We start from the raw sequence: 22,179 nt of genomic DNA, 5'->3' as shown, positions 1-22,179 counted from the left end.
GTATGAGCGGACCATCGAAGCGATACGGACCGAAGCGATCCGCAGGTCAGGCTTCGGTTGCCGCCAACCGCACGTAGGCAGCGGCGTCGAGGGTTTCCCCGCGAGCAGATGGGTCGATCCCGGCCTCTCGTAACCGGCGCTCCGCGATGACGGGCGAGCCGGCCCAACCGCTGAGTGCTGCACGTAGGGTTTTGCGACGTTGCGCGAATGCGGCATCGATGACGGCGAACACGGCACGTCGATGGGCGTCATCCATCGACCACGGTGGCTCTGCGTACCGATCGAGCCGTACCAGCCCGGACTCCACTTTCGGCACCGGCCAGAACACCGAACGCCCGACGGATCCTGCGCGCTTGACGGTTCCGAAGAATCCCGCCTTGACGCTGGGGATGCCGTAGATCTTGTTGCCTGGGTCTGCGGCGAGTCGATCCGCTACTTCCGCCTGGACCATCACCAAAGCAGTGCGGAGCGACGGCAGTTCCGAAAACAGGTGCAGTAGAACCGGAACCGCAACGTTGTAGGGAAGATTCGCAACGAGGGCAGCCGGCTCCCCCGGGATGTCGGCGGCCTTGATTCGTAGTGCGTCGTACTCGACGACGGTGAGACGGTCGGCCAGCGACGGCGCTCGCTCGGCCACTGTCTGCGGCAACCGTGCAGCCAGCTTCGGATCGATCTCGACGGCGATGACGGCGTCTGCGACATCGAGAAGCGCCAGCGTCAGCGAGCCGAGGCCGGGTCCGACTTCGAGGACGGTGTCGCTGCCACAGATGTCGGCTGCGGCCGCGATGCGTCGCACCGTGTTGGCGTCGTGGACGAAGTTCTGGCCGAGCTGCTTGGTCGGACGCACGTCCAACTCGGCGGCGAGGGATCGCACCTCCGCGGGCCCTAGCAGGGCCGCGGGTTCCCGCACATGTTCTGGCACTGTGAAAACTCTACGCACCTGTCATCGGTAGCCGAGGCGGGAGGTGCATGCCGGCCACGCTCCCCATCCCTGGGACTTCTGCGTCACCGAGGCGATGGCGATCTGTTCTTCGCGGCTCGCAAGGTCAGCGCGGGGCGCGTACTTGAGGCCGCCTTGGCGCTCCCAGGTGTTCTGGTCGAACTGCACTCCACCGAAGAATCCGTTGCCGGTGTTGATGGCCCAGTTGCCGGTTGCCTCGCATTGTGCGAGTGCGTCCCAGGTGCTGCCGTTCTCGACGGGCGGGACCTCGGTGCCCGGCTTGGCACCGACTCGAACTACTTTCGGTTGCGCCGGCACCTTGACGGTCTCGGTGACCTTTTCGCGGCCGACTTCCTTGCCGTTGACGGTGTTGATCGCCCAGGTGATGTCGGAGATGCCGGTTGCGCCGGGATTCTCGACGACGGTGCTGCTCATGTTCATCGTCGGGTCCTCGATACGCTGCTCGAGTGGCGCGACCTCGGCGGTCTCGGACTTGGTCTCGGTTCGATCTCGGGTGACGATGATCGACACGCCCTCGGTGACGATCTCGTCGGGTGCAGGAACCACTGTGTCGGCTTCTTGGAGTGGCGCGCCTGCCTGCTCGAGGAGTTCCCGGACGGTAGGTGCGGCCATGGTCACCGGTGTGGCCGGAGCAGCTCCGTCGACGAGTGAGACCTGCTTGGGCAGTGCGATTTCCAGCGATGTGCCTTCCAGTGGCAGTCGCTCACCGCGGGAGGCGGAAACGTGCACGTCCTGGGCCAGATCCATCTGGGAAAGGGCTTCGTCGACCGTCAATGCTGTCGTCCAGACGGCTCGGGGTTGACCATCCACCGTCACGCTCAGTTCTCGAGCGCGCCGGAGGACGACCGTCTCGCCGTCGGACAGCGACGAATCGCCGGAAGGTACTACGAGATCCTTGTCGCTCGGTTCGTATCCAGCCGCACCCAACGCACCGTTGACGTCGGACGTCATCGTGCTGAGCGTGATCATCTCGCCATCGACGTCGATTGTCACGGTTTTGTGACGAGCGACGGCGGTGACGCCCCCGACGATCAATGTCGCCAGCAGCGCGGCGACCACCAGGTAGAAGGTCAAGGACCTGGTGGAGTTAAGGCGGGCAATACTAGACACAAGCGATTCCTGGATTCTGGAGCGTTACCTTCTGTTCGAAACGCCCGGCGGTCGGTCACGGTACGGTAACGAACCGATGGACATCTCGCAACCCAAGCAAGCAATCGGTGGTAAGTGAAGCCGCCTTGTGGCTTGCCGTCAGTGGCGCGACGGGAGTGAGTACACCCGTTCCGCATTGGCAGTGGCGTGGGCGGCAAGCTCACCTGGATCCTGGCCCCGGATCTCCGCGAGCGCCCGAGCGGTGTACGGCAGGCAGTAGGACTCGTTCGGAGCCCCGCGGTACGGATGAGGTGTCAGAAAGGGAGCGTCGGTTTCCACCAGCAACTGCGCATCCGGGATCAGTGCGGCCGCTTCTCGCAGAGCGCGAGCGTTCTTGAAACTGACGGTCCCGGACAGGCTCAGCACGTACCCCGCGTCGATGCAGGACCTCGCCATTTCCGGCCCCGAGGAGAAGCAATGGAAGATCACGGTCTCGGGGGCACCTTCGGATTTCAGGACGGCCAGCAGATCGTCGTCGGCCTCGCGATTGTGAATCATCAGCGGCTTGTGCAGCCGCTTTGCCAGATCGATGTGCCAGCGAAATCCTTCGTGCTGTTCCTCGACCGTCGCGCACCCGTCGAGTTTGCCGGGCCAGTAGTAGTCCAGGCCCGTCTCCCCCACCGCGACTACCCGAGGATTGGCGGAAAGCTGCTCGATTTCGGTGCGGGTCGTTTCGTCGAGCACGTTGGCTCGCGTCGGATGAATCGCCGTGGCCGCCCACACTCGCCGATCCCAGTGCGCAGCGTCGACGGCGAAGCGTGCGGCAGCGAGATCGTCGGCAACGGTCACCACGCGAGAAACACCTACCGACTCCGCTCGGTCGAGGATGACAGCCACACTGGCCGCATCGACGGCACCGCATGCGTCCAGGTGGGTGTGCGCGTCGACGAGGTGGCCGAGCGGCTCGGGCAATGGTGGTGCAGGACGGTCTTTGCTCACGCCGATAGAGTAGGCGAACCATGACTGCGCCAGCTGATGCCTCACGGCCCTCCTTCTACGTCACAACTGCCATTGCGTACCCGAACGGCGTTCCGCACATCGGACACGCCTACGAGTACATCGCGACGGATGTGATCGCCCGATTCAAGCGACTCGACGGTTTCGACGTCATGTTTCTGACCGGAACCGACGAACACGGCTTGAAGATGCAGCAGACGGCCGTCAAAGAAGGCATCGACGTCGTCGATCTCGCTGCACGCAACTCCGATGCCTTCGAGGAGCTCGACAAGGCTCTCGGCATTTCCCACGACCGGTTCATCCGCACCACCGACGAAGACCACCACGCCGCCAGCAAAGAGCTGTGGAGGCGCATGGAGGCCAACGGCGACATCTACCTCGATGCATTCTCCGGTTGGTACTCCGTTCGCGACGAAGCCTTCTACACCGAGGCCGAGACCACTGTCGCCGACGACGGCACCCGGGTCGCCACCGAAACGAACACTCCGGTCGAGTGGACCGAGGAAGCGTCGTACTTCTTCCGTCTGTCGGCATATCAGGACAAGCTTCTCGCCCTCTACGACGCGCAGCCGGACTTCATCGCTCCGGTCTCGCGACGCAACGAGATCGTCAACTTCGTCAAGGGCGGACTGCGAGATCTGTCGATTTCTCGGACGACGTTCGACTGGGGCATCCAGGTACCGAACGATCCCGAGCACGTGATGTACGTGTGGGTCGACGCCTTGACCAACTACATCACCGGCGTCGGCTACCCGAACACCGAGTCGGCGAAGTACCAGAAGTATTGGCCCGCAGACCTTCACATCATAGGCAAGGACATCACGCGTTTCCATACCGTGTTCTGGCCTGCGTTCCTGATGTCAGCCGGTGTCGAACTGCCCAAGAGGGTCTTCGTCCACGGTTTCTTGAACAACAAGGGCGAGAAGATGTCCAAGTCGGTCGGCAACGTCGTCGACCCCTTCGCATTGGTCGAAGAGTTCGGACTCGATTCACTCCGTTTCTTCCTGTTGCGCGAGGTCTCCTTCGGTCAGGACGGGAGTTACAGCGCCGAGGCGATCGTGACGCGGATGAACGCAGATCTGTCGAACGAACTCGGCAACCTGGCGCAACGTTCGCTGACGATGGTCGCCAAGAACTGTGATGCCGTAGTACCCACGCCGGGCGAATTCACCGCCGAGGACACTGCGATGCTGGCACGCGCAGACGAACTGCTCGAGATCTGCCGACGCGAATTCGACGTGCAGGCACTGCATTCGGCCGTCGAGGCGATCTGGTCGGTTCTCGGCGAGACCAACCGCTACTTCTCGCAACAGGAGCCGTGGGTGCTGCGCAAGACGGACCCGGCGCGCATGGCAACCGTGCTCTACGTGACGATGGAGGTACTGCGCATCGTCGGCATTCTGGTGCAGCCGATCATGCCCGACTCGGCCGCCCGCATCCTCGAACTACTCGGCAGCCCAGCGCACGAGTTCTCCGACATCGGCACCCGAATTCTCGCAGGCACACCTCTACCCGCCCCGTCTCCGGTCTTCCCGAAGTACGAGGTCAAGTAGCGTTGAGGGTGGCGGCGTCGTGGTCGTGCCGCTCCCCGCATCGCTTGAATGGTCCATTCATACGATCAGTTAGCTTGAAGCGCACATTCAATCGGCGGTAAGCGGGCGTAAGCGGCTGCGGCGCACACCGCCGCCACCTACAGCGCTTTTTCCAACTCCTCCAGGGCGTTCTCCAGATGCGTCAGCATCCGCTGCAGATGCGGGACGCTACGCCTGCAGCAGATGAGCCCGAAGTTCACCGAATCTCCGTTGCTGGCGACGGTGATGTTCAACGCCATGCCGTCGCAGACGATCGAAGCTGGGTAGATTCCGTCGAGTTTGGCTCCGTTCCAATATCTTTCCTCGGAGGTGCCCGGCACGTTCGAGATGATGACGTTGAACGGCGGGGGTGTGTAGTTGACGAAGCCGGGTACCGGACCGAAGAGCAACGGCGCCATGGTCACTGCGCCGATTGCAAGTGATTCGAGGGTGTTGAGTTCACGCATCATGTTCTTGCCTTTGACCGTGGAGTCCGTGATGGCGTCCAGCCTGGCAAGTGGGTCGGATTCGTGGGTGCCGAGATTGCACAGAATTACCGAGATCGAGTTGCCAGGCCCTTTGTCCTCCCCTGGCTTGCGAAGGGATACGGGAACCATTGCGATCAAGGGTGATTCGGGCAGAGCTTCTTGATCGATGAGGTAGGACCGCAGCGCACCGGAGCACATCGCGAGCACGATGTCGTTCAGGGTTACACCTCGCGCTTTGGCTACCTTCGTCATTCGTTCGAGGGACCAGCTTTCGGCCGCGAAGCGTCGAGCTCCACCGATCGGCACGTTGAACATCGTGCGGGGTGCACGCAGCGGTAGCTGTGCGCCTTCGTTTCGCATGGCGCGCAATCCGATTCGTGTTGCGGTGGGCAGGAAGTCCACAAGATCGGCAGCAAGGGTGCGTCCGAGGGTCAACCCACCCGTGATTCGTTCGAGCGCAGACGGGGCTCCACGCGTCGTCTTCTTCTCGCGGAACAGCGACGGATCCCACGCTGCGACGCCGTTTCTGTCGTCAGGATCGGCGCTGAGAGCGTTCAGTGTCAGCTTCAGCGCCGACACGCCATCGACCAGGGAGTGGTGCACCTTGGTGTACAGCGCGATGCGGCCATCGGCGAGACCTTCGACTATGTGCACTTCCCACATCGGCCGATACCGGTCGAGCGGAGTGCTGTGATTGAGCGACAGGAATTGGAACAACTCTCTGATCCGTCCGGGAGAGGGCAGAACTGTGCGCCTGACGTGGTATTCGAAGTCGATATCCGGCTCACGTGACCAGGTGAGGTTGCCCATGACGTTGACGGGCCGACCTGGACGTTTGCGAAACAGCTCGTGAACTTCACCGTCGGTGAACTTGGTGTGTACTTCTTCTGCGAAGTCGTGTGGATCTCCTGGTGGCACGAACAATTGGAGGCTTCCGACGTGCATTGGATGCTCGCGCGATTCAGCGATCAGGAACATGGATTCAGTAACGGGCATGAGCGCCATGTGGATCACCTTTGGGGCTAGTTTAGATCACGGTGTGACATCGAACACGACCTTACGTTCGAGCGATATGTGTCACACGCTAAGGTCCGTTAGTAGGAGTTCCGAACAACTGCCGAATCGAGGCGATGACGATGAACACAGCGCTTACCGCACTGCGGCAGCCACAGTCGACGCCGAACCGCGCACCCCGCAGGCATGACCTACCTGGCGGCAGTCTGCGCTCACGAGCGCTCTCCACGGGCTTGCAGTTGTCGATTCGACCCTTTTTGTCCCTGTGGGCAAAGGCGCCACATCTTCCGTGGCCGATGGGACTCGTCGACTACGCAGGCATGCTGATGCCTGCTGTGAAGGGCGCGCAGTGCAACCGGATCATGCTCGCCGATTGCTACGCCGAATGGATCCGTGCCGAAGGAGTCCGGAACGACAATGTGGTGCTGTATCTGCACGGAGGAGCCTTCATCTGCTGCGGCCTCAATACTCACCGCAGGCTGACTTCGCGGATCTCGCAGTACGCCGACGCGCCCGTGCTCTCGGTCGACTACCGGATGATGCCCCGTAATCCGATCGCTCATGCGGTCGAGGACGGCGTCGACGGTTACCGCTTTCTTCTCGATTCGGGATACCGCCCGGATCAGATCTTCATCGCCGGCGACTCTGCCGGCGGCTACCTCGCCTTCATGGTCACCTTGGCGTTGGAGACGTTGGATCTACCGATGCCTGCCGGCATTTTCGCGATGTCACCGTTGACGGACATGGACCCGACGAACAAGCTCAACCATGAGAACGCGTCGAAATGCTCTATTTTCCCGCCAGAGGCAGTGCCTCCATTGACGGTGCTGGCAGACAGAGTCGAAGCCCGGATCGTCGTCGAAGGAGAACAGGGGCCGAGGGTTTCGCCCGTCGACGCAGACCTGCGCGGGTTACCGCCGGTGCTGATTCAAGCTGGTTCCACCGAGATGATCCTTGCCGACGCCGAGTTGATGACCGAACGGCTCGGCGCTGCCGGCGTCGATTGCGAACTCCAAGTGTGGGCTGATCAGGTGCACGTGTTCCAGGTCGCGGACTTCCTACCGGAAGCACACCGCGCTCTGCAGCGGATCGGTGACTTCGTGCGCTTGCATGGCTCGATTCCGGTCGCGGACCGCTCCGCCTGAGTTATCTTGTCCCCATGGCAGTCACAGCGAACAAAGATATCGATATCGAGGCCGATCCCGCGGCGGTGCTCGAAGTTCTCGCAGATGTGGAAGCGCTCCCGTCGTGGTCACCGGTCCACAAGACGGTCGAGGTCATCGACCGTTTCGACGACGGCCGCCCCCATCACGTCAGGATGGCAGTATCGATCCTGGGAATCAACGACGACCAGGTCGTGGAGTACACCTGGACCGATACGACTGTCAGCTGGGATCTGGTGGAGGGGTCGCAGCAGAAGTCGCAGCACGGCGAGTACACGTTGACGCCTACAGCCAAGGGCACTCGTGTGGCGTTCGAGCTGACCATCGACCCGAAGATTCCGATGCCAGGTTTTCTCATCCGGAAGGGCACCAAGACCATTCTCGAAGCAGCAACCGAGGGGCTGCGTCAACAGGTCGTCGGCTGATCGCAGATAGAAGCGTCGCACAACTCGCATCTGTCAAAATCAACTCCATGACTCCATCCACGCCACGCCGGTACGGCGGCATGAGCGCAGACCAACGGGCAGTCCAACGGCGCGAGAGTTTGCTCGAGGCCGGATTGGACGTGTTTGCCGCTACCGGAAAAAGTGGCGCCACGATGACAGCCATCTGTAGCCGCGCCAAGCTGACGGAACGATATTTCTACGAGAGTTTCACCGGCAGAGACGATCTACTGCAGAAAGTTCTGGACGGTATCGCCGACGAAGTTCGGCAGGCAGGGTTGGCCGCGCTTCGAGCGAGCGTCGGAACACTGGAGGAACGCGTACGGAATGCCATCTCCTCATTCGTCACCATCCTCACCGAAGATCCGCGCAAGGGACGGGTTGCGATGATCGAATCGGCTGCGTTCGAGCCGCTGCGCACCCACCGTCGCGTCGCGCTCCGGGGTTTCGCGCAGATGGTCGCAGACGAGGCCACCCGAATGTACGGCGATCGAGCGTGGCCACCACACCAGGGTGAAATCAACGGCCTCTTGTTCGTCGGCGGCTTGGCCGAGCTGGTCACCGCATGGCTGAACGACGAGATCGCCATCACGCCCGAGGAGATCGTCGACGCGGCGACCTACCAATTCACCTCCACGGCCCACCGCTGACGGCCCGTCCCGAAACTTACGACAGTGTGTCCTGCGCCGATTTACGAGAATCGAGAACTGCCTCGTACAGCTCGCGTTTGCTCACGCCGCCGACGGCCAACTCGGCGCACGCATCCTTGAGCCGCATGCCGGACGCAACCAGCTCTTCTACTTCACCGATCAGATCTTCCGGTTCTGCGGCAACGGGCTGCGCTCCGGCGAGCACGACGGTGATCTCGCCGCGAACCCCGTCGGCGGCCCACACTGCCAGCTCGCCGAGCGTGCCGCGCTTGACTTCCTCGTAGGTCTTCGTCAACTCCCTGCAGACCGCAGCACGTCGATCCGGTCCGAGGACTGCTACGGCGTCGTCGAGACTGGCAGCAAGACGGTGAGGCGCCTCGAAGAACACACAGGCACGCGATTCCGTCCGCAAGGACTCGAAAAAGGTTCGCCGCTGGCCCTGCTTGCGCGGTGGGAACCCGTCGAAGCAGAACCGTTCGACGGGTAGTCCGGACAGCGCGAGTGCTGTGGTCACCGCGGAAGGGCCCGGCAGACAAGTGACCGGAAGGTCGGCCTCGACGCAGGCGGCCACCAGTCGGTAACCAGGGTCGCTGACGGACGGCATGCCCGCGTCGGTGACCAACAAGACCGACTTCTCGGCGCGAACCGCGTCGAGCAGCCCGGGAAGACGCGCAGTTTCGACCTGGTCGTAGAAGCTGATCACCTTGCCGGTGATGGTCACCCCGAGTGAACTCGCCAGCTGTTTGGTTCTGCGGGTGTCTTCTGCTGCGACGACGTCGGCCGTGGCCAGTGCGTCGCGCAGTCGCTGGGACGCATCACCCACGTCGCCCATGGGTGTTGCGGCAAGGATCAGCATGCCCCCATCATCCCCTACACCCACGTTCTCGCATTCCGCTACGCCGCCTACGATCGGCATGTGACCCTGTCGACCGATGCGCGCCCCGTCGTGAGTCCCGGGCCCACAATTCCGGCGGCCGACTTTTACCGCGACACCGATCGGCGACGCGGCTGGATCGTCACTCTCGTTCTCACTGCCATCGCCGCCATCACCCGTTTCGCAATTCTGCGTTACCCCACCGATGCCGGCACGCCGGTCTTCGACGAGAAGCACTACGCCCCGCAAGGATGGCAGGTGCTCACCGGTGGTGGGGTCGAGGACAATCCCGCTTACGGGCTCGTCGTGCATCCGCCCGTCGGCAAGCAATTGATCGCAGCCGGAGAAGCACTGTTCGGCTACAACGGTTGGGGTTGGCGGTTCTCGGCCGCACTGTTCGGAACCCTGTTGGTGCTGATCGTGATTCGGATCGTACGGCGGATGGCTCGATCGACGCTGGTGGGCGCGATCGCCGGCGTCCTACTGATCGCCGACGGCGTCACATTCGTCTCTTCACGCGTCGGGATGCTCGACATCTTCTTGGCGTTCTTCGTCACCGCGGCTCTGGGTTGTCTGGTGGTCGATCGAGACGACGTCCGTGAACGTATGGAGAAAGCGCGAAGCGAAGGACGTATCAAGGCAAGCAAATTCGGGCCCAGGCTCGGTGTCCGCTGGTGGCGTTTCGGCGCCGGAATCATGCTCGGTCTCGCCTGCGGAACCAAATGGTCCGGGATGTACTTCATCGCGTTCTTCGGACTGTTGTGCGTCGGATTCGACGTCGCGGCCCGGCGCGCGAACGGAGTGACGCGGCCCTGGATCGGTACGGCAGTTCGAGACATCGTCCCGTCGCTGTACGCCCTCGTCGTGGTGCCGTTGATCGTCTACTTGTGCACGTACTCAGGGTGGTTCGCCAGCGAAACCGGAGTCGATCGTCATGCCGTCGGGAATCAGATCGGCACGGGCGGGCTGTTCTCGTTCGTCCCGGACGCACTGCGCTCACTGTGGTACTACAGCGGCAAAGTTCTGACCTTCCACGAGGGTCTCACCAATTCTGTGGGCAACCGTCACCCGTGGGAATCGAAGCCGTGGTCGTGGCCGATGGGCCTGCGCCCGATGCTGTACTACTTCGCCGACGGTGAGCAAGTGCAGGGCTGCTCGACGTCGTCGTGCGTCAAAGCCATCATGCTGATCGGCACACCGGCCATGTGGTGGCTCGCGGTGCCGATGCTCGCGTGGGGATTGTGGATGTTCCTGGTCCGGCGAGATTGGCGATTCGCCGCAGTCCTCGTCGGGTACGCCGCTGGATTTCTGCCATGGTTCATCACGCTCGATCGACAGATGTACTACTTCTACGCCGTCGCGATGGCCCCGTTCATGGTGATGGGGTTCGCCTTGATACTCGGGCAAATCATCGGCCGCGCGCGCGCTTCCGCCGAACGTAGAGGCACGGGGCTACTACTGGTGTGCCTCTACGTCGGTCTGGTGGTCGCGAACTTCATCTGGTTGTGGCCGATCTTGACGGCGATACCGATCTCACCGGAGCTGTGGCAGCAACAACTCTGGCTGCCGAGTTGGCGCTAGGGAACATCTTCTCTTGCAGGCTGGGGACCTCACGATCCTTGCTCGTAAGCAAGCCAGTTGTGCGTCTCGCTCACGAGGCTGAGGTGCGCGGGCGCGGCTTTGTGGAATTCAGCGACGACCACAATCCTCGGGGCGGCCCCGCTACGCTCCGAAGATGGCCGTAATGAAGGAGATCAACAAGTGGATCGGTAGCCGGCCGACGGGTGCGCCTACTCGGTCGACGTCTCCCGGCCCCATTCTGCTGGCGTTCGTCACGGTCGCAGTCATCGTGTGGGTGTGCCTGGACCGGAATTGGTGGCCGTCCCCTTTCGGTCCATACACGTGGCTCGATCCCCTCCTTGCCGCGATGGCGTGCGTGCTGGTATTTCTGGTGACCGGTCTGATCTGGGCTATTCGCACCCTCTACGTTCTGGGTCGGGACCAGCGATGGGCGTGGTGGGTCGTACCGGCCCCGGCAGTCGTCCTCACCGGGCTCGCCTTCCTGGCGCTGATGCCATCGACGTCGTTCCTCGATGAGCGGAGCGAATTCGAGGCCATTACAGTCGCCATACATAACAAACCCGGGGCCTATCGAGAGCACTTTCAGATCGGGCCCTTCGACATCAGAAGGGCCAGCAGTTCACCGACGGGTGAGGTGTATTTCGCCGGCAACGCAGGCATTTTCAGCACCTCCACCGGATGGGTCTACTCCCCAGACACCGAACCGGCAGGATTCACTACCCTCACCCACCTCGACGGCCCCTGGTACGAGTACGAGTACGCGCGGGGCTGACTATATGGCCCTGCCGAAAGAGGAGAGCAGCAATGACTTTCGAGCTGTGTGCCGATTCGACACCCGCGCTGTGGATGACTTCTCAGAACTTGCCCTGGTACCGGCTTGCCGGGCGCGGACCGATCGGCTTCGAGAAGTATGCGCGACTGTTGTTCATCCCCGACCCGGAATTCTCCGGACAGAAAACCAGCGACATCGAATTCGACGGAGACGGCCCGAGCGAACTCATGCAGGTCGCAACAGCACTCAACGTCCTGACTGGGCACACGACCACCCCGGACGAATGCTACTTCGCAATCTGGGACGGATGGTATTCCATCACCATTGCACCGTGGCCGAACTTCAAGATTCCCAACCGCGACTACTGGCTCATACGCGGCACACTCGCCGACTACGAACACTGGAACAGCGACAATCCAGCATTGTGGGCTTACGGCGACACCCCTGATCCCGCCTTCATCTTCCCTGCCGACCACGCCTGGTGCATCACCGACGATGTCGATCCGCACTTTGCCACCATCGCAGCCGCAGCTGAGGCAATCGACGAGATTCTTGGAAACGATCAAATCGACACTGTCCTCGACGACCCCGATAGTGAACCCGACTACTGGTATTAGTTTCTCGCGCAATGGAAGTCGGCGGGCACTTTATGAGCTCACGACCGCGGACTGCTGGCGCGTCGTCCGAGCCTTGCAATTCTTACTGGAACGACAGCCAAAGCAACCACCACACAGATCAAGGCCGGATACACAACCATCGTCAATCCCCACCCGGTATATTCGGCAATCATCGTGCTGGTGTCGGAGTCGCGGCCGGTGCATTCTCGGCCCAGGGGCCACCACGACTGCCGGTCATCGACAGGGAAGGGTGCCTGCTCGTAATTCGGGGCACGGTAACCGAAATGCTCAGGAAAGGCTTCGCGACAACCTGATCGCTCTGCCCATCGGTACCTGAAAACCCAACTAGTCATGAACGCAACGATGCCGGCGAGCCACGCCAATGTGACGCAGGCCTTCGAGAGGGCATCCCGTGAACGACTGGCCGCGATCGATGCGAGAACCAGAACCAGGAAAACGGCAACAAAGAACACGGTTGTCAGTCTACCCACAGCGAAACTTTCACGGCTGCAGCTCAACGACGTCCGACTCCAAACTTTTTTGCGGAGTTGTCATTGAATTCGAGGGGTCCGTCGGTACAGTAAACATACGGTGACCCGACGCCCGTCACGCCTCGTCGTGCGGACTCCCCTACTGCGTCGGGAATTGGATGAACGCTACAAACCCACGCACCCTCCGCGTTTTCATTGCAGGGTGGGTCATTCAGGACGGTTCCTTTCCCCGTGCATCGATCGGAGACGCTGCAGACGTCGTCCTCGAGCACTGTTCGTCGGCGGATGCACCATCAATCTGCGATGAGACCCGTACTGCAACCGCCCGACCGGCCTACGGCAGAGGACCTACCCGGCACCGCGACGGCCAATGGCGGTGGCTTCATCTCCTCTACGGCGACGGTTGGAGCAGCCAGTGGTGGACAGATGAACCCACCCACGGTCCGGTCACACTGACGGGTATCTTCAGCGCTGGATCAGGTGAGCTGAACGGCATCGACACTCCTCCCCGCGTGTGCGGACGCATCACTCGAATGCATCTGGTGCACAAGCAGGTAGAGCCGATGGACAACGGTTGGACCGGCGTTGCCGGCACCGATCGACTTACCGAGATCGAGACGGTTCCTGCCGCTGGCAGATGGTGGCCCACCGAGAAGACCAAAGACGGCGACTTCGTCGAATCGGGTGTCCTGCTCGAACTCGATCTAGACAATGTACCCACGAAGCCAACACCTTTCGCGGCCGGAGCAGTGACGCTCGACGGCAATACCGTCTGGGTTATGCACCAGTCGGATCCGATCCTGCTTCGCGTTCGGACTGCGGGCGCAACGCCGATCATCACCCGCTACGTTCTGCCGCTGACGATCGAGCCACCTGTCGACCGCTGGGCACGTCGGATACATGCCGACGACGGGATCTGGATCACGTCCGAGCACGACACCCACTACTGCACCATTGATCCCGACGGGGCGTTGAGTGTCGACCGAATCATCACCGAAGGTGGTTGGGCAAGCGCAGTCCACGACGGCCAGCTGTACTACCTGGGATCCACCCGATCGCACATGAGTAGCGACCGGCGGTACGGCATCATACGCACCTACCCGGATATGCAACGAGTGCGGTTGGTGGACAGAAGAGCTCGACGCATCGTGCCGGTCGACGAACCAGAAGGCATCGCAGGCTCTCGCGCCGATCGAGCAACCGGCCCTGACGGTACGCAATGGTGCGTCGACGGGACGGAAACTTTGCGACGCATCGACCCCGACGGTACGACATCGTCCATCGACCTGCCAGGTGAAGCAATGACCGGCACCGTCGAGTGGACGACACCGGATGCGTTCGAGGACCCGGCCGACGAGGATGTAGTCTCTTCGATCACGGTCGACGTTTCTCGCTTCATCCGAAAGACGGAGTAGCTACTCTGTCGGCCTTGTGCATCTGACAGCTCTGGTCCCGCCTCAGCCGGGGGAACGATCAGGACTCGTCGCCGATATCGAAGGTCCATGAATCTCCAGCAAACGTTTGGCCCCGATCGCCATCCAGGAGACACGCGCTAGCGGCGTTTGCGCATTCTCGTCAAGCTCGTCCTGCCTCCGGAGACCCCGTCGAGGCTGAATCGTCCGGCACCTACGGCCGCCAACAGTAGGGATCCGACTCCGAGCGCTACCACCAGTTCGTAGCCGCCCTCGCCGACGAAGACCCCCATGTCGTAGTGCACGAACAAGAATGCACCCAGCATGTCGACGAAGAGCAGGATGCCGACGATCGGAGTGAAGATACCGAGGACGAGTGCGACTCCGCCGATGAGCTCGACGAAAATTGCGAAGTAGGCGGATATCCCGGGTAGCGGGACGCCCATTCCGTCGAAGCCTGCCTTGGTGGCGTCGAGACCGTTGGTGTTGAGTTTTTGCCAACCGTGGGCGATGAAGATGATGCCGATACCGATTCGGGCCATCAGCATTGCGACGTCACGGAAGATGTTCGAGTTCATATCAGTTCCTTCGGGGCGGCAGCGAGACACGGCAACTTTGACACGACAAGGTTGAAGCGTCAACTCGATGCGAGAGCCACATCGACGAGATCTCGCACTCGGGCGTCTGACAACCCCAATGCCCGAAGCTCTGCCACATACGTCATCGCTGCCCGGGCGGCACTGTCTTCGGTGGGATCACCTCCGGACGCAATGAAAGTACCGAGCCGACCACGAGCCTCGATGACTCCCTGATGCTCGAGTTCACGGTAGGCCTTCGCCACTGTGTGCGGCGCTATCGAAAGCTCCGCAGCCAGTCCTCGGACCGTAGGAATCTTCGTCTCTGCGATCAATTCTCCGCTTCGCACCAGATCGAGAACTCCAACGCGGAGCTGCTCGTACAACGGGGTTTTGGATGCTGGATCGAGGTGCACTCGCATATGGACCCTTTGCTCTCGTGCGCCTGCAGAACCAGGACAGTCAGAGGGCATCTTCCAGGCGTACCCCACCCGAAGTCAACATCAGTGTCTTCCCGATCGTCGACGGCGTTTCTATCAATGCCGCAATCACCTTTGCAACGTCGCCGCGCGGCACCGTTCCTCGCTCGAGTGGCGGCTCCGACAAGGCAATATGCGCCGTCGCGTCCTCGTCGGTCAATCCGCCGGGACGAAGGATGGTCCAGTCGAGTTTCGTTCTGGCCTTCAAATCCTCTTCGGCCGCCGTCTTGGCTGCCATGTACGCCTTCCAGCTGTCCTCGGCGTCTTCGGCTACCGGCTCACCTGCACCGAAGGAACTGATCTGCACGAATCGCTTGACTCCGGCCTTCTCTGCGGCGTCGGCCAGCAGCACCGAAGCTGCTCGGTCCACCGAATCCTTTCTCGCGGCCCCTCCCGACCCACCCGATCCGGCAGCGAACACGGCCGCGTCGGCGCCGGCGAGAACTTCGGCTACCTCGTCGACTGTCGCAGTTTCCAGATCGAGCACTACGGGAAGTGCACCCAGTGCATCCACCGCACTCTCGTGTTCGGGGTTGCGAATCAATGCGACCGCGCGGTCGCCATGCGCAGTGAGCACCTGGATCAGGTGCTGCGCGATTTTTCCGTGACCTCCAGCGATAACCACTCTTAGATCCGTCATGTCCAGTCGCCTACCCTGGTGGCAGAATCAACAAACATGGCTTCTACTGCGACTATTTACCACAACCCTCGCTGCAACACCTCTCGGACTGCTTTGAAGATCATCGAAGAATCCGGGCTGGAACCGACGATCGTGAAATACCTGGACACACCGCCGACGAAGGACGGTCTCCGCAAGCTTCTCGACGACGCCGGCCTTTCTGCGTCGCAAGCAATCCGCAAGCAGGAGCCGGTCTACAAAGAACTCGACTTGGCTCACGCCTCCGAGGACGAACTCATCGCGGCGATGGTCGAGCACCCCATTCTCATCGAGCGACCGATCGTGGTGACGGATCAGGGAACGGTGCTGGCGCGACCAGCGGAGAAGGTCCGCGAAGTTTTGTGATGCGCCGTGCCTCTCGGGTGCCGGGGACAGCACTCAGGCAGGGTGCTCGACCGAATCCCGTGCCACGGGGCACGACATGCACCGCGGCCCGCCACGTCCGGAGCCCAGTTCCGAACCGCTGATCCGCAGTACCTCGATGCCTGACGCCTCCAGCCTGGCGTTGGTCTCGACATTGCGTTCATAAGCAACGACGACACCGGGGGCAAGGGCGAGGGTGTTGTTCCCGTCGTCCCACTGCTCGCGTTCGGCGGTGACGTGGTCGAGTCCGGTATCGATGACTCGGAGCTTGCCGATTCCCATCGCTGCAGCTGCAGCCTCCAGAAACGGATCAGCACCGCGGATGGAAACGCCGGCGTCTTCTCGACGAATCGTGTACGCCGACAGCGTGTCCTGAATGGCCGGATACATCACGACGGCATCGACGTCGACCATCGTGCACACAGTGTCCAGATGCATGGACGCACGCTCCTGCGCGATAGGAACAACCAACACTGTGTGCGCCAAGTCATCCTCGATCAGGCTGCGAGCCAATGCTTCTGCACCGGCAGGCGTGGTGCGCTCCCCTACCCCGACGGCCACCACACCCGGGGCGAGCAACAGCACATCGCCTCCTTCGACCGGAGCCGTCCGCGATTCGTAGGCGCGCCGAATACCGAGGAACCTCGGATGGAACGCATAGATCAGATCGGTCAAGGTCGTCTCGCGCAGACGAGCTGGCAACGCCAGGGACGTGATCGCGACGCGATTACCGATCCAGAACGACGAGTCACGCGTGAACAGCAGATTCGGCAGCGGGTCGATGATGAAATCCGCTCCGTGGTGCATCCGACGAACCAATGACGCACCACTGAGTTCGGGGTCACCACTCTCCGCTTCCAGAAGCTCGTCGAACGTCATGCCTGCCATGAGGATCTGCGCCAACTCCGCGGCAGGGACACCTCGCAGATGTGCGGAAAGATCGTGCGCCAACGCACGTCCGAGACGCCGCTCGTTCACCGCCGCCGAAATACCCTGCATCCGCGCTGCTCCGCTCACCGTCATCGCCTCGGTGAGCAACGTCGACAACAACAGCACTTCGACGTCGCGGCCTCGCAGCAGTTCCGCGAACGCGTCGTGCTCCTCCTGCGCTCGATCGACCCACGGAATGCCGTCGAACAGCAGCTGATCGCTGTTGCGGGGTGTGAGACGTCGCAGTTCGTCGCCCGGGCGGTGAAGCATCACCGTACGTAATGTTCCGACCTCGGAATCAGCGCCGAGTTCTGCAGTCATCACTCAACCGTAATGCGCTGTGCGCAACCTTGGGCCATTCACCGAACCGACGAACTACTTCCGAAGCAGCTTGCTGAACTGATCGTTGGCCTTCTGCAGCACGAACTCGTACGGTGGTGCGAACTTGCGTGCCCACCAGTAGGCGAACCGAATGTCGTTGGACGAGTAAACCAGATAGCGATTCTTCACAATGCCCGCCAGGATCGCGTCGGCGACCTTCTCCGGTTCGACGGCACGTGCCTCGAACCGATGTTGCAGCTTCTGCACTCGCGGATCGTCACGGTCGACCCCCGCGATGTCCACGGTGTCGACCAGGCCTGTCTTGACTCCACCTGGCACGACGAGACTCACCCCGATGCCGTGCCGCTTCAGGTCGTATCGGAGCACTTCGGATGCGCCGCGCAGACCGTATTTGCTCGCGCTGTAAGCGGCATGCCACGGCAAGGGGATCAGCCCGGCGGCCGAAGAGACGTTCACCAGGTGTCCACCCCGGCCGGCTTTCACCATCGGCGGCAGGAAGTTCTCGATGACATGGATCGGCCCCATCAGATTTACATCGATCATGGACTTCCAGTGCCGATGCTCGAGATTCTCCACTGTTCCCCAAGCAGCAATTCCAGCGACGTTCATGACGATGTCGAGACTGCCGCCTTCTGCGTGGACTTCGTCTGCAAATGCCGTCACATCTTCGTACACCGAAATATCGAATGCTTTGGAGCGAGAAACCTTTCCACCTGCGGCCCGGACGGCGTCGACGGTACCCTTCAGACTTACGTCGTTGATGTCGGTGAGTACGAGTTCCGCACCTGCAGCACCGGCCGCGAGTGCTGTCGCACGGCCGATCCCGCTCCCTGCCCCGGTGATGAACGTCTTCTTACCGCGTAAATCGGTGATGCCCATGTCGGTGTCTCTTCTCCCACACTCTCGGCGGCGTCCTGCTGTGCATTCCTGACCGCACCCTACGCGTCGACCGAGTGGTCACGGGGAACACCGAGTTGTCACAGGAAGCAAAGGCGGAGGACACTGCCAGAGCAGACAAGACGAGGAGATGACCATGGCACTGGTGTCCCGAGGATTCCACGGAAAGCGTCGAGGCAACGACGGCCGCACCCCACCAGGTCAGTATCTGGTCGATGATTTTCCCGTCCTGTCCGTCGGTCCGACGCCCAGGGTGGACACGGACCGGTGGCAATTCACCATCTCCACCGAGATGGGTTCGAAGCATCAGTGGAGTTGGCAGCAGATGCGTGCGCTGCCGGAAGAGAAGCCGACAGTGGATATCCACTGTGTCACCAAGTGGTCGAAACTCGACACTCGTTGGCGCGGAGTCTCGCTCGACACGCTTCTCGACGGTATCGAAACGCAGGCCACGCACGTCATGGCGCACAGCCACGACGGTTACACCACCAATCTCCCCCTGTCCGATCTGCGCGGCGGAAAAGCTTGGCTTGCATACACATTCGACGGTAAGCCGTTGCCTCCCGAACACGGAGGCCCAGCTCGACTCCTGGTGCCGCACCTGTACTTCTGGAAGTCCGCGAAATGGATCGAGAAGTTGACGCTACTCATGCGGGACGAACCGGGTTTCTGGGAGCGCAACGGTTATCACGACTATGGCGACCCGTGGCAGGAACAGCGATATCAGGGAGATTGAGCACACCATGAAGTGGCTTGTGGCGACACTTGTCGAGAAAATTTTCGAAACGAGCACTGCCTGCACATTGATCTACGACGTCGACGGCTGGCCCGGCCACCAGCCAGGTCAGCACATCGACGTGCGTCTCACCGCCGAGGACGGGTACAGCGCACAACGAAGTTATTCTCTCGCCCAACCGAGTGATGGTGACCGAATTGCGTTGACGGTTCAGTCCGTCGCCGACGGCGAGGTATCGCCCTACCTGACGTCCACGCTTGAAGTAGGCGAGCAGATCGAGATTCGCGGGCCGATCGGCGGCTGGTTCGTCTGGAACGAGGCCCGCCAGTCGCCGGTCCTGCTGTTGGCAGGAGGGTCCGGCATCGTGCCGCTGATGGCGATGATGCGGGCCCGCAGTCGCAGCGCGAGGAAGATCCCGTTCCTGTTGATATATTCGGTCAGATCCCCGGCCGACTTGATCTACGCCCGAGAGCTCCGCTCGCTGCCGGAGGGCATCGACGTCGGCTACCGCTTCACCCGCAAGGCGCCGCCAGAACACGACGGCCGGGTGGGCCGACTGACTGCGCAGGACCTGGAATCGGGCGGGTGGGAGCCTGACTCCTCGCCGGACTGCTTTGTCTGCGGTCCTACCGGTTTCGTGGAGTCGGCTGCCGACATGCTCGTAGAAATAGGTCATGCGCCGTACCGGATCCGGACGGAGCGGTTCGGTACGACCTGAACCGGTGGCTTACAAGCGCTGCGACATCTCGTCGCGATACTCGTTCACCGTCTGCTCGATTCGCTCGGCATCTGCTTCCGCTCCGCGCCGACGTGCGTCGTCGGCGCGACTCTGCAGAGTACCGATTGCTTTTCGGAGCTCGGTGTCGGACATTACGCGATAACTCGTTGTGTGGTTCATATCACACAGTGTCCGCTCGGCGTCGACCCTTAGCAAGCCTGCTCAGACGTGAGCTCTACGCGTTGGAGAATTCCTCGGACGGCACGAAGCTCGAGAGACTGCGCGCGGCGAACTCGCGGAAGTAGCCGAGCTTGTTCGGCGGAACGAGTGAAGGAAGCACGGTGTTCCACACCTTCTCCATACGGGACGGTGCACTCTCCAGCGCGGACTGAGCCTCGGACACCATCAAGACACCCGCGAGCATCTCGCATACGAGAAGCGAAGCGTTTCCGGAGTCGAGGTGATCGGCGACGTCATCGTGTTCGATCGCACGATCGAAGAGATGCTCGAAAATGTTTCCCCAGGTGCAAAAAACACTGCCCCTTGCGGTTTCGGACCCGTCGATCTCCATCTGCAACCGATACATCACGCGGACCAGAGGATCGGAAGCCGCCAACTCCAGCACGGAGTACGAAATGCCGATGACCGACTCCAGGGCAGGCGATCGACTGTCGACCAAACCTGCGCACGCAGTCGATACACGCTCGTGACCTTCGTCGACAATGGCGCGGGCAAGCTCTTCCTTCGAGGCGAAGTGGAAGTACAAGGCGCCCTTCGTGACGCCTGATTGCGCGGACACCTGGCTCAGTGTCGCATTCGCGTGCCCGACGTCGAGAAAAAGATCCGCTGCTGCACGAAGTGCGGCCGCGCGTGTTGCTTCCGCTCTCAGTTGCCTAACCATGATCGTTCACCCCTGCCCAGTTGCCTACCATGACACCTACGCTGTTCAGCGTGGACATCCGAGTCACAGGAATCCGTAGTCTCGAACTCACTGAACCCGTATCTCGCAGGGTAATACTAACCACAACTAAGTCCATAATGTGATTTAAGGCGACCCAATGCGGCGAACACCTCACGGAATCAGATAACAACCGAGATAAAGAGTTCCACTTCGCCGGACTGTGTAACGACTTCGACATCTTCTTTATATGCCCGAAATAGCGTTCCGGATTCAGTTGCCTCATCGACCTGGGCCCAGACATCGTCGATAGGGTCGCGAAGATTACCGCTCGGCACGAACCTTGCGAATATTCCGCTCGGGACTTGCAAGAACACGTCCCCGACAGGCACATCACTCGGTGACTCATACGGTAAACCGATCACCGCGTTGTAGTCCCCGAGCTCGTCTGGAACGAAGATCGTACTGACTGCAATAGGGTCGGCCGATCTGTCTCGAATGCGTTCTCGCAGAAAGCGAAACAGCTCACTACCACTGGATTCGGAGCTCGGAACGGAAAGTGGGGCTACCAACCCACCGAACAACTCTGCCCTGCGCGCGGTCACGCTGTACGTCATGCCGACCGCCCTGCAGAATCCAGCGGCAAGTACAAATCGATTTTGTATGCATGCGGGTAACACTCGTAATCGCCGGTGAACAATCGCTTGATCTCACCCTGCTCTTCGGCGTGATCGATCTGTTTCCACAACCGTGTCATGACGTCGGGGAAATGGCCCACCGCCGAGAACTTCGCGTACTTGGTACGCGGCACCCTGGCCACCAGATGCCCCCGGGTAACTTGACTCAAAGAAGTGCAGCGATAACCGACTATTTGCGTATTGTAAGAACCTATACCGGGTGCGAAGTCTGTATAGATGGACGCGAGCGGACCGGAAATTTCCTGTTTCAGGACCGATGACCACGCACGATTGAGCGCCGGATCGTTCAACCTGCCCAACGCCCGCTTGGGGCTACGAACAGGAAGACCGGCGACCCACGTTTCCTCGAGGTCGACAATCTCGAAAGTCATTCATTCTCCAGATAGCTCTCAGTGCGCACGTTCGAGACTGCTGGGCCGGGCTGACGTTTCCCGGTACGTCGCCCACTGACTCTGATCTCAACTTGTCAGCAAGACTACCGGTCGGAGACCTCTTTGTTCACACGACGCTCACCTGTCACTCGAAGCCAGCACCGCGAGCGCAGACCGAAGACTCCGCAGTCCGGTGCCCACATTGTGCCCAAAACAAAAAAAGGGCCCCACCCGAGAAGCTCGGAATGGGGCCTGACCTGCGGTTTCAAGGGTGGAGCTGAGGGGAATCGAACCCCTGACCTTCTCGATGCGAACGAGACGCGCTACCAACTGCGCCACAGCCCCTGGTG

General features: G+C 61.3%; 26 protein-coding genes and 1 tRNA gene. 11 read left to right on the top strand and 16 right to left on the bottom strand.

All coding sequences use genetic code 11. The features are described 5' to 3' along the window. Positions 1–46 precede the first annotated feature (46 nt). The 3 genes from rsmA to QMK32_RS09455 all read right to left on the bottom strand — a co-directional run bounded on the left by rsmA (position 47) and on the right by QMK32_RS09455 (position 3,049). Complete coding sequence (rsmA, locus tag QMK32_RS09465) at positions 47–922, bottom strand: 16S rRNA (adenine(1518)-N(6)/adenine(1519)-N(6))-dimethyltransferase RsmA (RefSeq protein WP_283474530.1); 876 nt, start codon at positions 920–922, stop codon at positions 47–49. A 21-nt stretch (positions 923–943) separates the two neighbouring features. After that, complete coding sequence (locus tag QMK32_RS09460) at positions 944–2,071, bottom strand: resuscitation-promoting factor (RefSeq protein WP_283474529.1); 1,128 nt, start codon at positions 2,069–2,071, stop codon at positions 944–946. Between the two features lie 138 nt (positions 2,072–2,209). Further along, positions 2,210–3,049, bottom strand: a complete 840-nt coding sequence (locus QMK32_RS09455; RefSeq protein ID WP_283474528.1) for a TatD family hydrolase — start codon at positions 3,047–3,049, stop codon at positions 2,210–2,212. A 20-nt stretch (positions 3,050–3,069) separates the two neighbouring features. Here QMK32_RS09455 and metG point away from each other — a divergent pair, with 20 nt between their 5' ends. Next, positions 3,070–4,620, top strand: coding sequence for a methionine--tRNA ligase (gene metG, locus QMK32_RS09450; RefSeq protein WP_283474527.1), 1,551 nt, complete (start codon positions 3,070–3,072; stop codon positions 4,618–4,620). Positions 4,621–4,757: 137 nt separating this feature from the next. Here the strand turns inward: metG and QMK32_RS09445 are convergent, their stop codons facing one another. Then, on the bottom strand, positions 4,758–6,131 hold the full coding sequence (locus tag QMK32_RS09445; RefSeq protein WP_283474526.1) for a WS/DGAT/MGAT family O-acyltransferase: 1,374 nt from the start codon (positions 6,129–6,131) through the stop codon (positions 4,758–4,760). Between the two features lie 131 nt (positions 6,132–6,262). Between QMK32_RS09445 and QMK32_RS09440 the strand changes: the two genes are divergently transcribed. The 3 genes from QMK32_RS09440 to QMK32_RS09430 are packed head-to-tail and all read left to right on the top strand — an operon-like array spanning position 6,263 to position 8,396. Next, a complete protein-coding gene (locus QMK32_RS09440) occupies positions 6,263–7,285 on the top strand; it encodes an alpha/beta hydrolase (RefSeq protein WP_283474524.1) in 1,023 nt (340 codons plus the stop codon). Positions 7,286–7,299: 14 nt separating this feature from the next. Then, positions 7,300–7,728, top strand: a complete 429-nt coding sequence (locus QMK32_RS09435; protein WP_283474523.1) for an SRPBCC family protein — start codon at positions 7,300–7,302, stop codon at positions 7,726–7,728. A 47-nt stretch (positions 7,729–7,775) separates the two neighbouring features. Beyond that, entirely contained in the window at positions 7,776–8,396 is a 621-nt protein-coding gene (locus QMK32_RS09430; RefSeq protein ID WP_283474522.1) for a TetR/AcrR family transcriptional regulator, read from the top strand. A 16-nt stretch (positions 8,397–8,412) separates the two neighbouring features. On the opposite strand, the gene rsmI is transcribed toward QMK32_RS09430, so the two are convergent. After that, positions 8,413–9,252: a 16S rRNA (cytidine(1402)-2'-O)-methyltransferase gene (rsmI, locus tag QMK32_RS09425; protein WP_283474735.1), complete on the bottom strand. Its 840-nt coding sequence runs from the start codon at positions 9,250–9,252 to the stop codon at positions 8,413–8,415. 60 nt (positions 9,253–9,312) lie between these two features. Between rsmI and QMK32_RS09420 the strand changes: the two genes are divergently transcribed. The 3 genes from QMK32_RS09420 to QMK32_RS09410 all read left to right on the top strand — a co-directional run bounded on the left by QMK32_RS09420 (position 9,313) and on the right by QMK32_RS09410 (position 12,240). Further along, entirely contained in the window at positions 9,313–10,851 is a 1,539-nt protein-coding gene (locus QMK32_RS09420) for a dolichyl-phosphate-mannose--protein mannosyltransferase (RefSeq protein WP_502943559.1), read from the top strand. A 154-nt stretch (positions 10,852–11,005) separates the two neighbouring features. After that, a complete protein-coding gene (locus tag QMK32_RS09415) occupies positions 11,006–11,623 on the top strand; it encodes a DUF1109 domain-containing protein (protein ID WP_283474521.1) in 618 nt (205 codons plus the stop codon). A 32-nt stretch (positions 11,624–11,655) separates the two neighbouring features. Next, positions 11,656–12,240, top strand: a complete 585-nt coding sequence (locus QMK32_RS09410; RefSeq protein ID WP_283474520.1) for a hypothetical protein — start codon at positions 11,656–11,658, stop codon at positions 12,238–12,240. Between the two features lie 38 nt (positions 12,241–12,278). On the opposite strand, the gene QMK32_RS09405 is transcribed toward QMK32_RS09410, so the two are convergent. After that, a complete protein-coding gene (locus QMK32_RS09405; RefSeq protein WP_283474519.1) occupies positions 12,279–12,731 on the bottom strand; it encodes a hypothetical protein in 453 nt (150 codons plus the stop codon). A 158-nt stretch (positions 12,732–12,889) separates the two neighbouring features. Between QMK32_RS09405 and QMK32_RS09400 the strand changes: the two genes are divergently transcribed. Beyond that, positions 12,890–14,146, top strand: coding sequence for a hypothetical protein (locus QMK32_RS09400; RefSeq protein WP_283474517.1), 1,257 nt, complete (start codon positions 12,890–12,892; stop codon positions 14,144–14,146). Positions 14,147–14,283: 137 nt separating this feature from the next. Here QMK32_RS09400 and QMK32_RS09395 read toward each other — a convergent pair whose 3' ends face one another. Genes QMK32_RS09395 through QMK32_RS09385 form a run of 3 tightly spaced genes read right to left on the bottom strand, consistent with a single transcriptional unit; the run spans position 14,284 to position 15,837 of the window. Continuing rightward, positions 14,284–14,721, bottom strand: a complete 438-nt coding sequence (locus tag QMK32_RS09395; protein ID WP_283474516.1) for a DoxX family protein — start codon at positions 14,719–14,721, stop codon at positions 14,284–14,286. Positions 14,722–14,780: 59 nt separating this feature from the next. Further along, positions 14,781–15,140 carry a GntR family transcriptional regulator gene (locus QMK32_RS09390; protein WP_269301006.1) on the bottom strand — a complete coding sequence of 120 codons (360 nt, stop codon included), beginning with the start codon at positions 15,138–15,140 and terminating at the stop codon, positions 14,781–14,783. 40 nt (positions 15,141–15,180) lie between these two features. Further along, the gene (locus QMK32_RS09385; protein ID WP_283474513.1) at positions 15,181–15,837 is read right to left on the bottom strand and encodes an NAD(P)H-binding protein; all 657 of its coding nucleotides are present in this window, start codon (positions 15,835–15,837) and stop codon (positions 15,181–15,183) included. A gap of 36 nt (positions 15,838–15,873) precedes the next feature. Here QMK32_RS09385 and arsC point away from each other — a divergent pair, with 36 nt between their 5' ends. Continuing rightward, the gene (gene arsC / locus QMK32_RS09380) at positions 15,874–16,221 is read left to right on the top strand and encodes an arsenate reductase (glutaredoxin) (RefSeq protein WP_283474512.1); all 348 of its coding nucleotides are present in this window, start codon (positions 15,874–15,876) and stop codon (positions 16,219–16,221) included. A 33-nt stretch (positions 16,222–16,254) separates the two neighbouring features. On the opposite strand, the gene arcA is transcribed toward arsC, so the two are convergent. Further along, the gene (gene arcA, locus QMK32_RS09375; RefSeq protein WP_283474511.1) at positions 16,255–17,490 is read right to left on the bottom strand and encodes an arginine deiminase; all 1,236 of its coding nucleotides are present in this window, start codon (positions 17,488–17,490) and stop codon (positions 16,255–16,257) included. Positions 17,491–17,544: 54 nt separating this feature from the next. Continuing rightward, positions 17,545–18,390, bottom strand: a complete 846-nt coding sequence (locus tag QMK32_RS09370; protein WP_283474510.1) for an SDR family oxidoreductase — start codon at positions 18,388–18,390, stop codon at positions 17,545–17,547. Between the two features lie 154 nt (positions 18,391–18,544). Between QMK32_RS09370 and QMK32_RS09365 the strand changes: the two genes are divergently transcribed. Then, positions 18,545–19,144 (top strand): sulfite oxidase-like oxidoreductase, encoded by a 600-nt coding sequence (locus QMK32_RS09365; RefSeq protein WP_283474509.1) that lies wholly within the window; start codon positions 18,545–18,547, stop codon positions 19,142–19,144. 7 nt (positions 19,145–19,151) lie between these two features. After that, positions 19,152–19,862: a ferredoxin reductase gene (locus QMK32_RS09360; protein WP_283474508.1), complete on the top strand. Its 711-nt coding sequence runs from the start codon at positions 19,152–19,154 to the stop codon at positions 19,860–19,862. A 9-nt stretch (positions 19,863–19,871) separates the two neighbouring features. Here the strand turns inward: QMK32_RS09360 and QMK32_RS09355 are convergent, their stop codons facing one another. From QMK32_RS09355 to QMK32_RS09335, 5 genes are all read right to left on the bottom strand, one after another. Then, positions 19,872–20,042: a hypothetical protein gene (locus QMK32_RS09355; protein ID WP_283474506.1), complete on the bottom strand. Its 171-nt coding sequence runs from the start codon at positions 20,040–20,042 to the stop codon at positions 19,872–19,874. A gap of 55 nt (positions 20,043–20,097) precedes the next feature. Further along, complete coding sequence (locus QMK32_RS09350; protein WP_283474505.1) at positions 20,098–20,763, bottom strand: ScbR family autoregulator-binding transcription factor; 666 nt, start codon at positions 20,761–20,763, stop codon at positions 20,098–20,100. Positions 20,764–20,942: 179 nt separating this feature from the next. Then, positions 20,943–21,377 carry an effector binding domain-containing protein gene (locus QMK32_RS09345; protein ID WP_283474503.1) on the bottom strand — a complete coding sequence of 145 codons (435 nt, stop codon included), beginning with the start codon at positions 21,375–21,377 and terminating at the stop codon, positions 20,943–20,945. Further along, complete coding sequence (locus tag QMK32_RS09340) at positions 21,374–21,829, bottom strand: GyrI-like domain-containing protein (protein WP_269301014.1); 456 nt, start codon at positions 21,827–21,829, stop codon at positions 21,374–21,376. Before QMK32_RS09340 ends, QMK32_RS09345 begins: the two co-directional genes overlap by 4 nt. Positions 21,830–22,101: 272 nt before the next feature. Beyond that, a tRNA-Ala gene (locus QMK32_RS09335) sits at positions 22,102–22,174 on the bottom strand. Positions 22,175–22,179: the final 5 nt, after the last annotated feature.

The organism is Rhodococcus sp. H29-C3 (genome assembly GCF_030063405.1).
In the GTDB taxonomy this organism is placed as follows: domain Bacteria; phylum Actinomycetota; class Actinomycetes; order Mycobacteriales; family Mycobacteriaceae; genus Rhodococcoides.
This window is presented reverse-complemented; position numbering and strand designations above follow the sequence as displayed.

Coding starts and splice junctions, on each gene's coding strand:
- metG (WP_283474527.1), top strand. CDS start 3,070: ATGACTGCGCCAGCTGATGCCTCACGGCCCTCCTTCTACGTCACAACT.
- QMK32_RS09445 (WP_283474526.1), bottom strand. CDS start 6,131: ATGGCGCTCATGCCCGTTACTGAATCCATGTTCCTGATCGCTGAATCG.
- QMK32_RS09440 (WP_283474524.1), top strand. CDS start 6,263: ATGAACACAGCGCTTACCGCACTGCGGCAGCCACAGTCGACGCCGAAC.
- QMK32_RS09435 (WP_283474523.1), top strand. CDS start 7,300: ATGGCAGTCACAGCGAACAAAGATATCGATATCGAGGCCGATCCCGCG.
- QMK32_RS09430 (WP_283474522.1), top strand. CDS start 7,776: ATGACTCCATCCACGCCACGCCGGTACGGCGGCATGAGCGCAGACCAA.
- rsmI (WP_283474735.1), bottom strand. CDS start 9,252: ATGCTGATCCTTGCCGCAACACCCATGGGCGACGTGGGTGATGCGTCC.
- QMK32_RS09415 (WP_283474521.1), top strand. CDS start 11,006: ATGGCCGTAATGAAGGAGATCAACAAGTGGATCGGTAGCCGGCCGACG.
- QMK32_RS09410 (WP_283474520.1), top strand. CDS start 11,656: ATGACTTTCGAGCTGTGTGCCGATTCGACACCCGCGCTGTGGATGACT.
- QMK32_RS09400 (WP_283474517.1), top strand. CDS start 12,890: ATGAACGCTACAAACCCACGCACCCTCCGCGTTTTCATTGCAGGGTGG.
- QMK32_RS09395 (WP_283474516.1), bottom strand. CDS start 14,721: ATGAACTCGAACATCTTCCGTGACGTCGCAATGCTGATGGCCCGAATC.
- QMK32_RS09390 (WP_269301006.1), bottom strand. CDS start 15,140: ATGCGAGTGCACCTCGATCCAGCATCCAAAACCCCGTTGTACGAGCAG.
- QMK32_RS09385 (WP_283474513.1), bottom strand. CDS start 15,837: ATGACGGATCTAAGAGTGGTTATCGCTGGAGGTCACGGAAAAATCGCG.
- arsC (WP_283474512.1), top strand. CDS start 15,874: ATGGCTTCTACTGCGACTATTTACCACAACCCTCGCTGCAACACCTCT.
- arcA (WP_283474511.1), bottom strand. CDS start 17,490: ATGACTGCAGAACTCGGCGCTGATTCCGAGGTCGGAACATTACGTACG.
- QMK32_RS09370 (WP_283474510.1), bottom strand. CDS start 18,390: ATGGGCATCACCGATTTACGCGGTAAGAAGACGTTCATCACCGGGGCA.
- QMK32_RS09365 (WP_283474509.1), top strand. CDS start 18,545: ATGGCACTGGTGTCCCGAGGATTCCACGGAAAGCGTCGAGGCAACGAC.
- QMK32_RS09360 (WP_283474508.1), top strand. CDS start 19,152: ATGAAGTGGCTTGTGGCGACACTTGTCGAGAAAATTTTCGAAACGAGC.
- QMK32_RS09355 (WP_283474506.1), bottom strand. CDS start 20,042: ATGAACCACACAACGAGTTATCGCGTAATGTCCGACACCGAGCTCCGA.
- QMK32_RS09350 (WP_283474505.1), bottom strand. CDS start 20,763: ATGGTTAGGCAACTGAGAGCGGAAGCAACACGCGCGGCCGCACTTCGT.
- QMK32_RS09345 (WP_283474503.1), bottom strand. CDS start 21,377: ATGACGTACAGCGTGACCGCGCGCAGGGCAGAGTTGTTCGGTGGGTTG.
- QMK32_RS09340 (WP_269301014.1), bottom strand. CDS start 21,829: ATGACTTTCGAGATTGTCGACCTCGAGGAAACGTGGGTCGCCGGTCTT.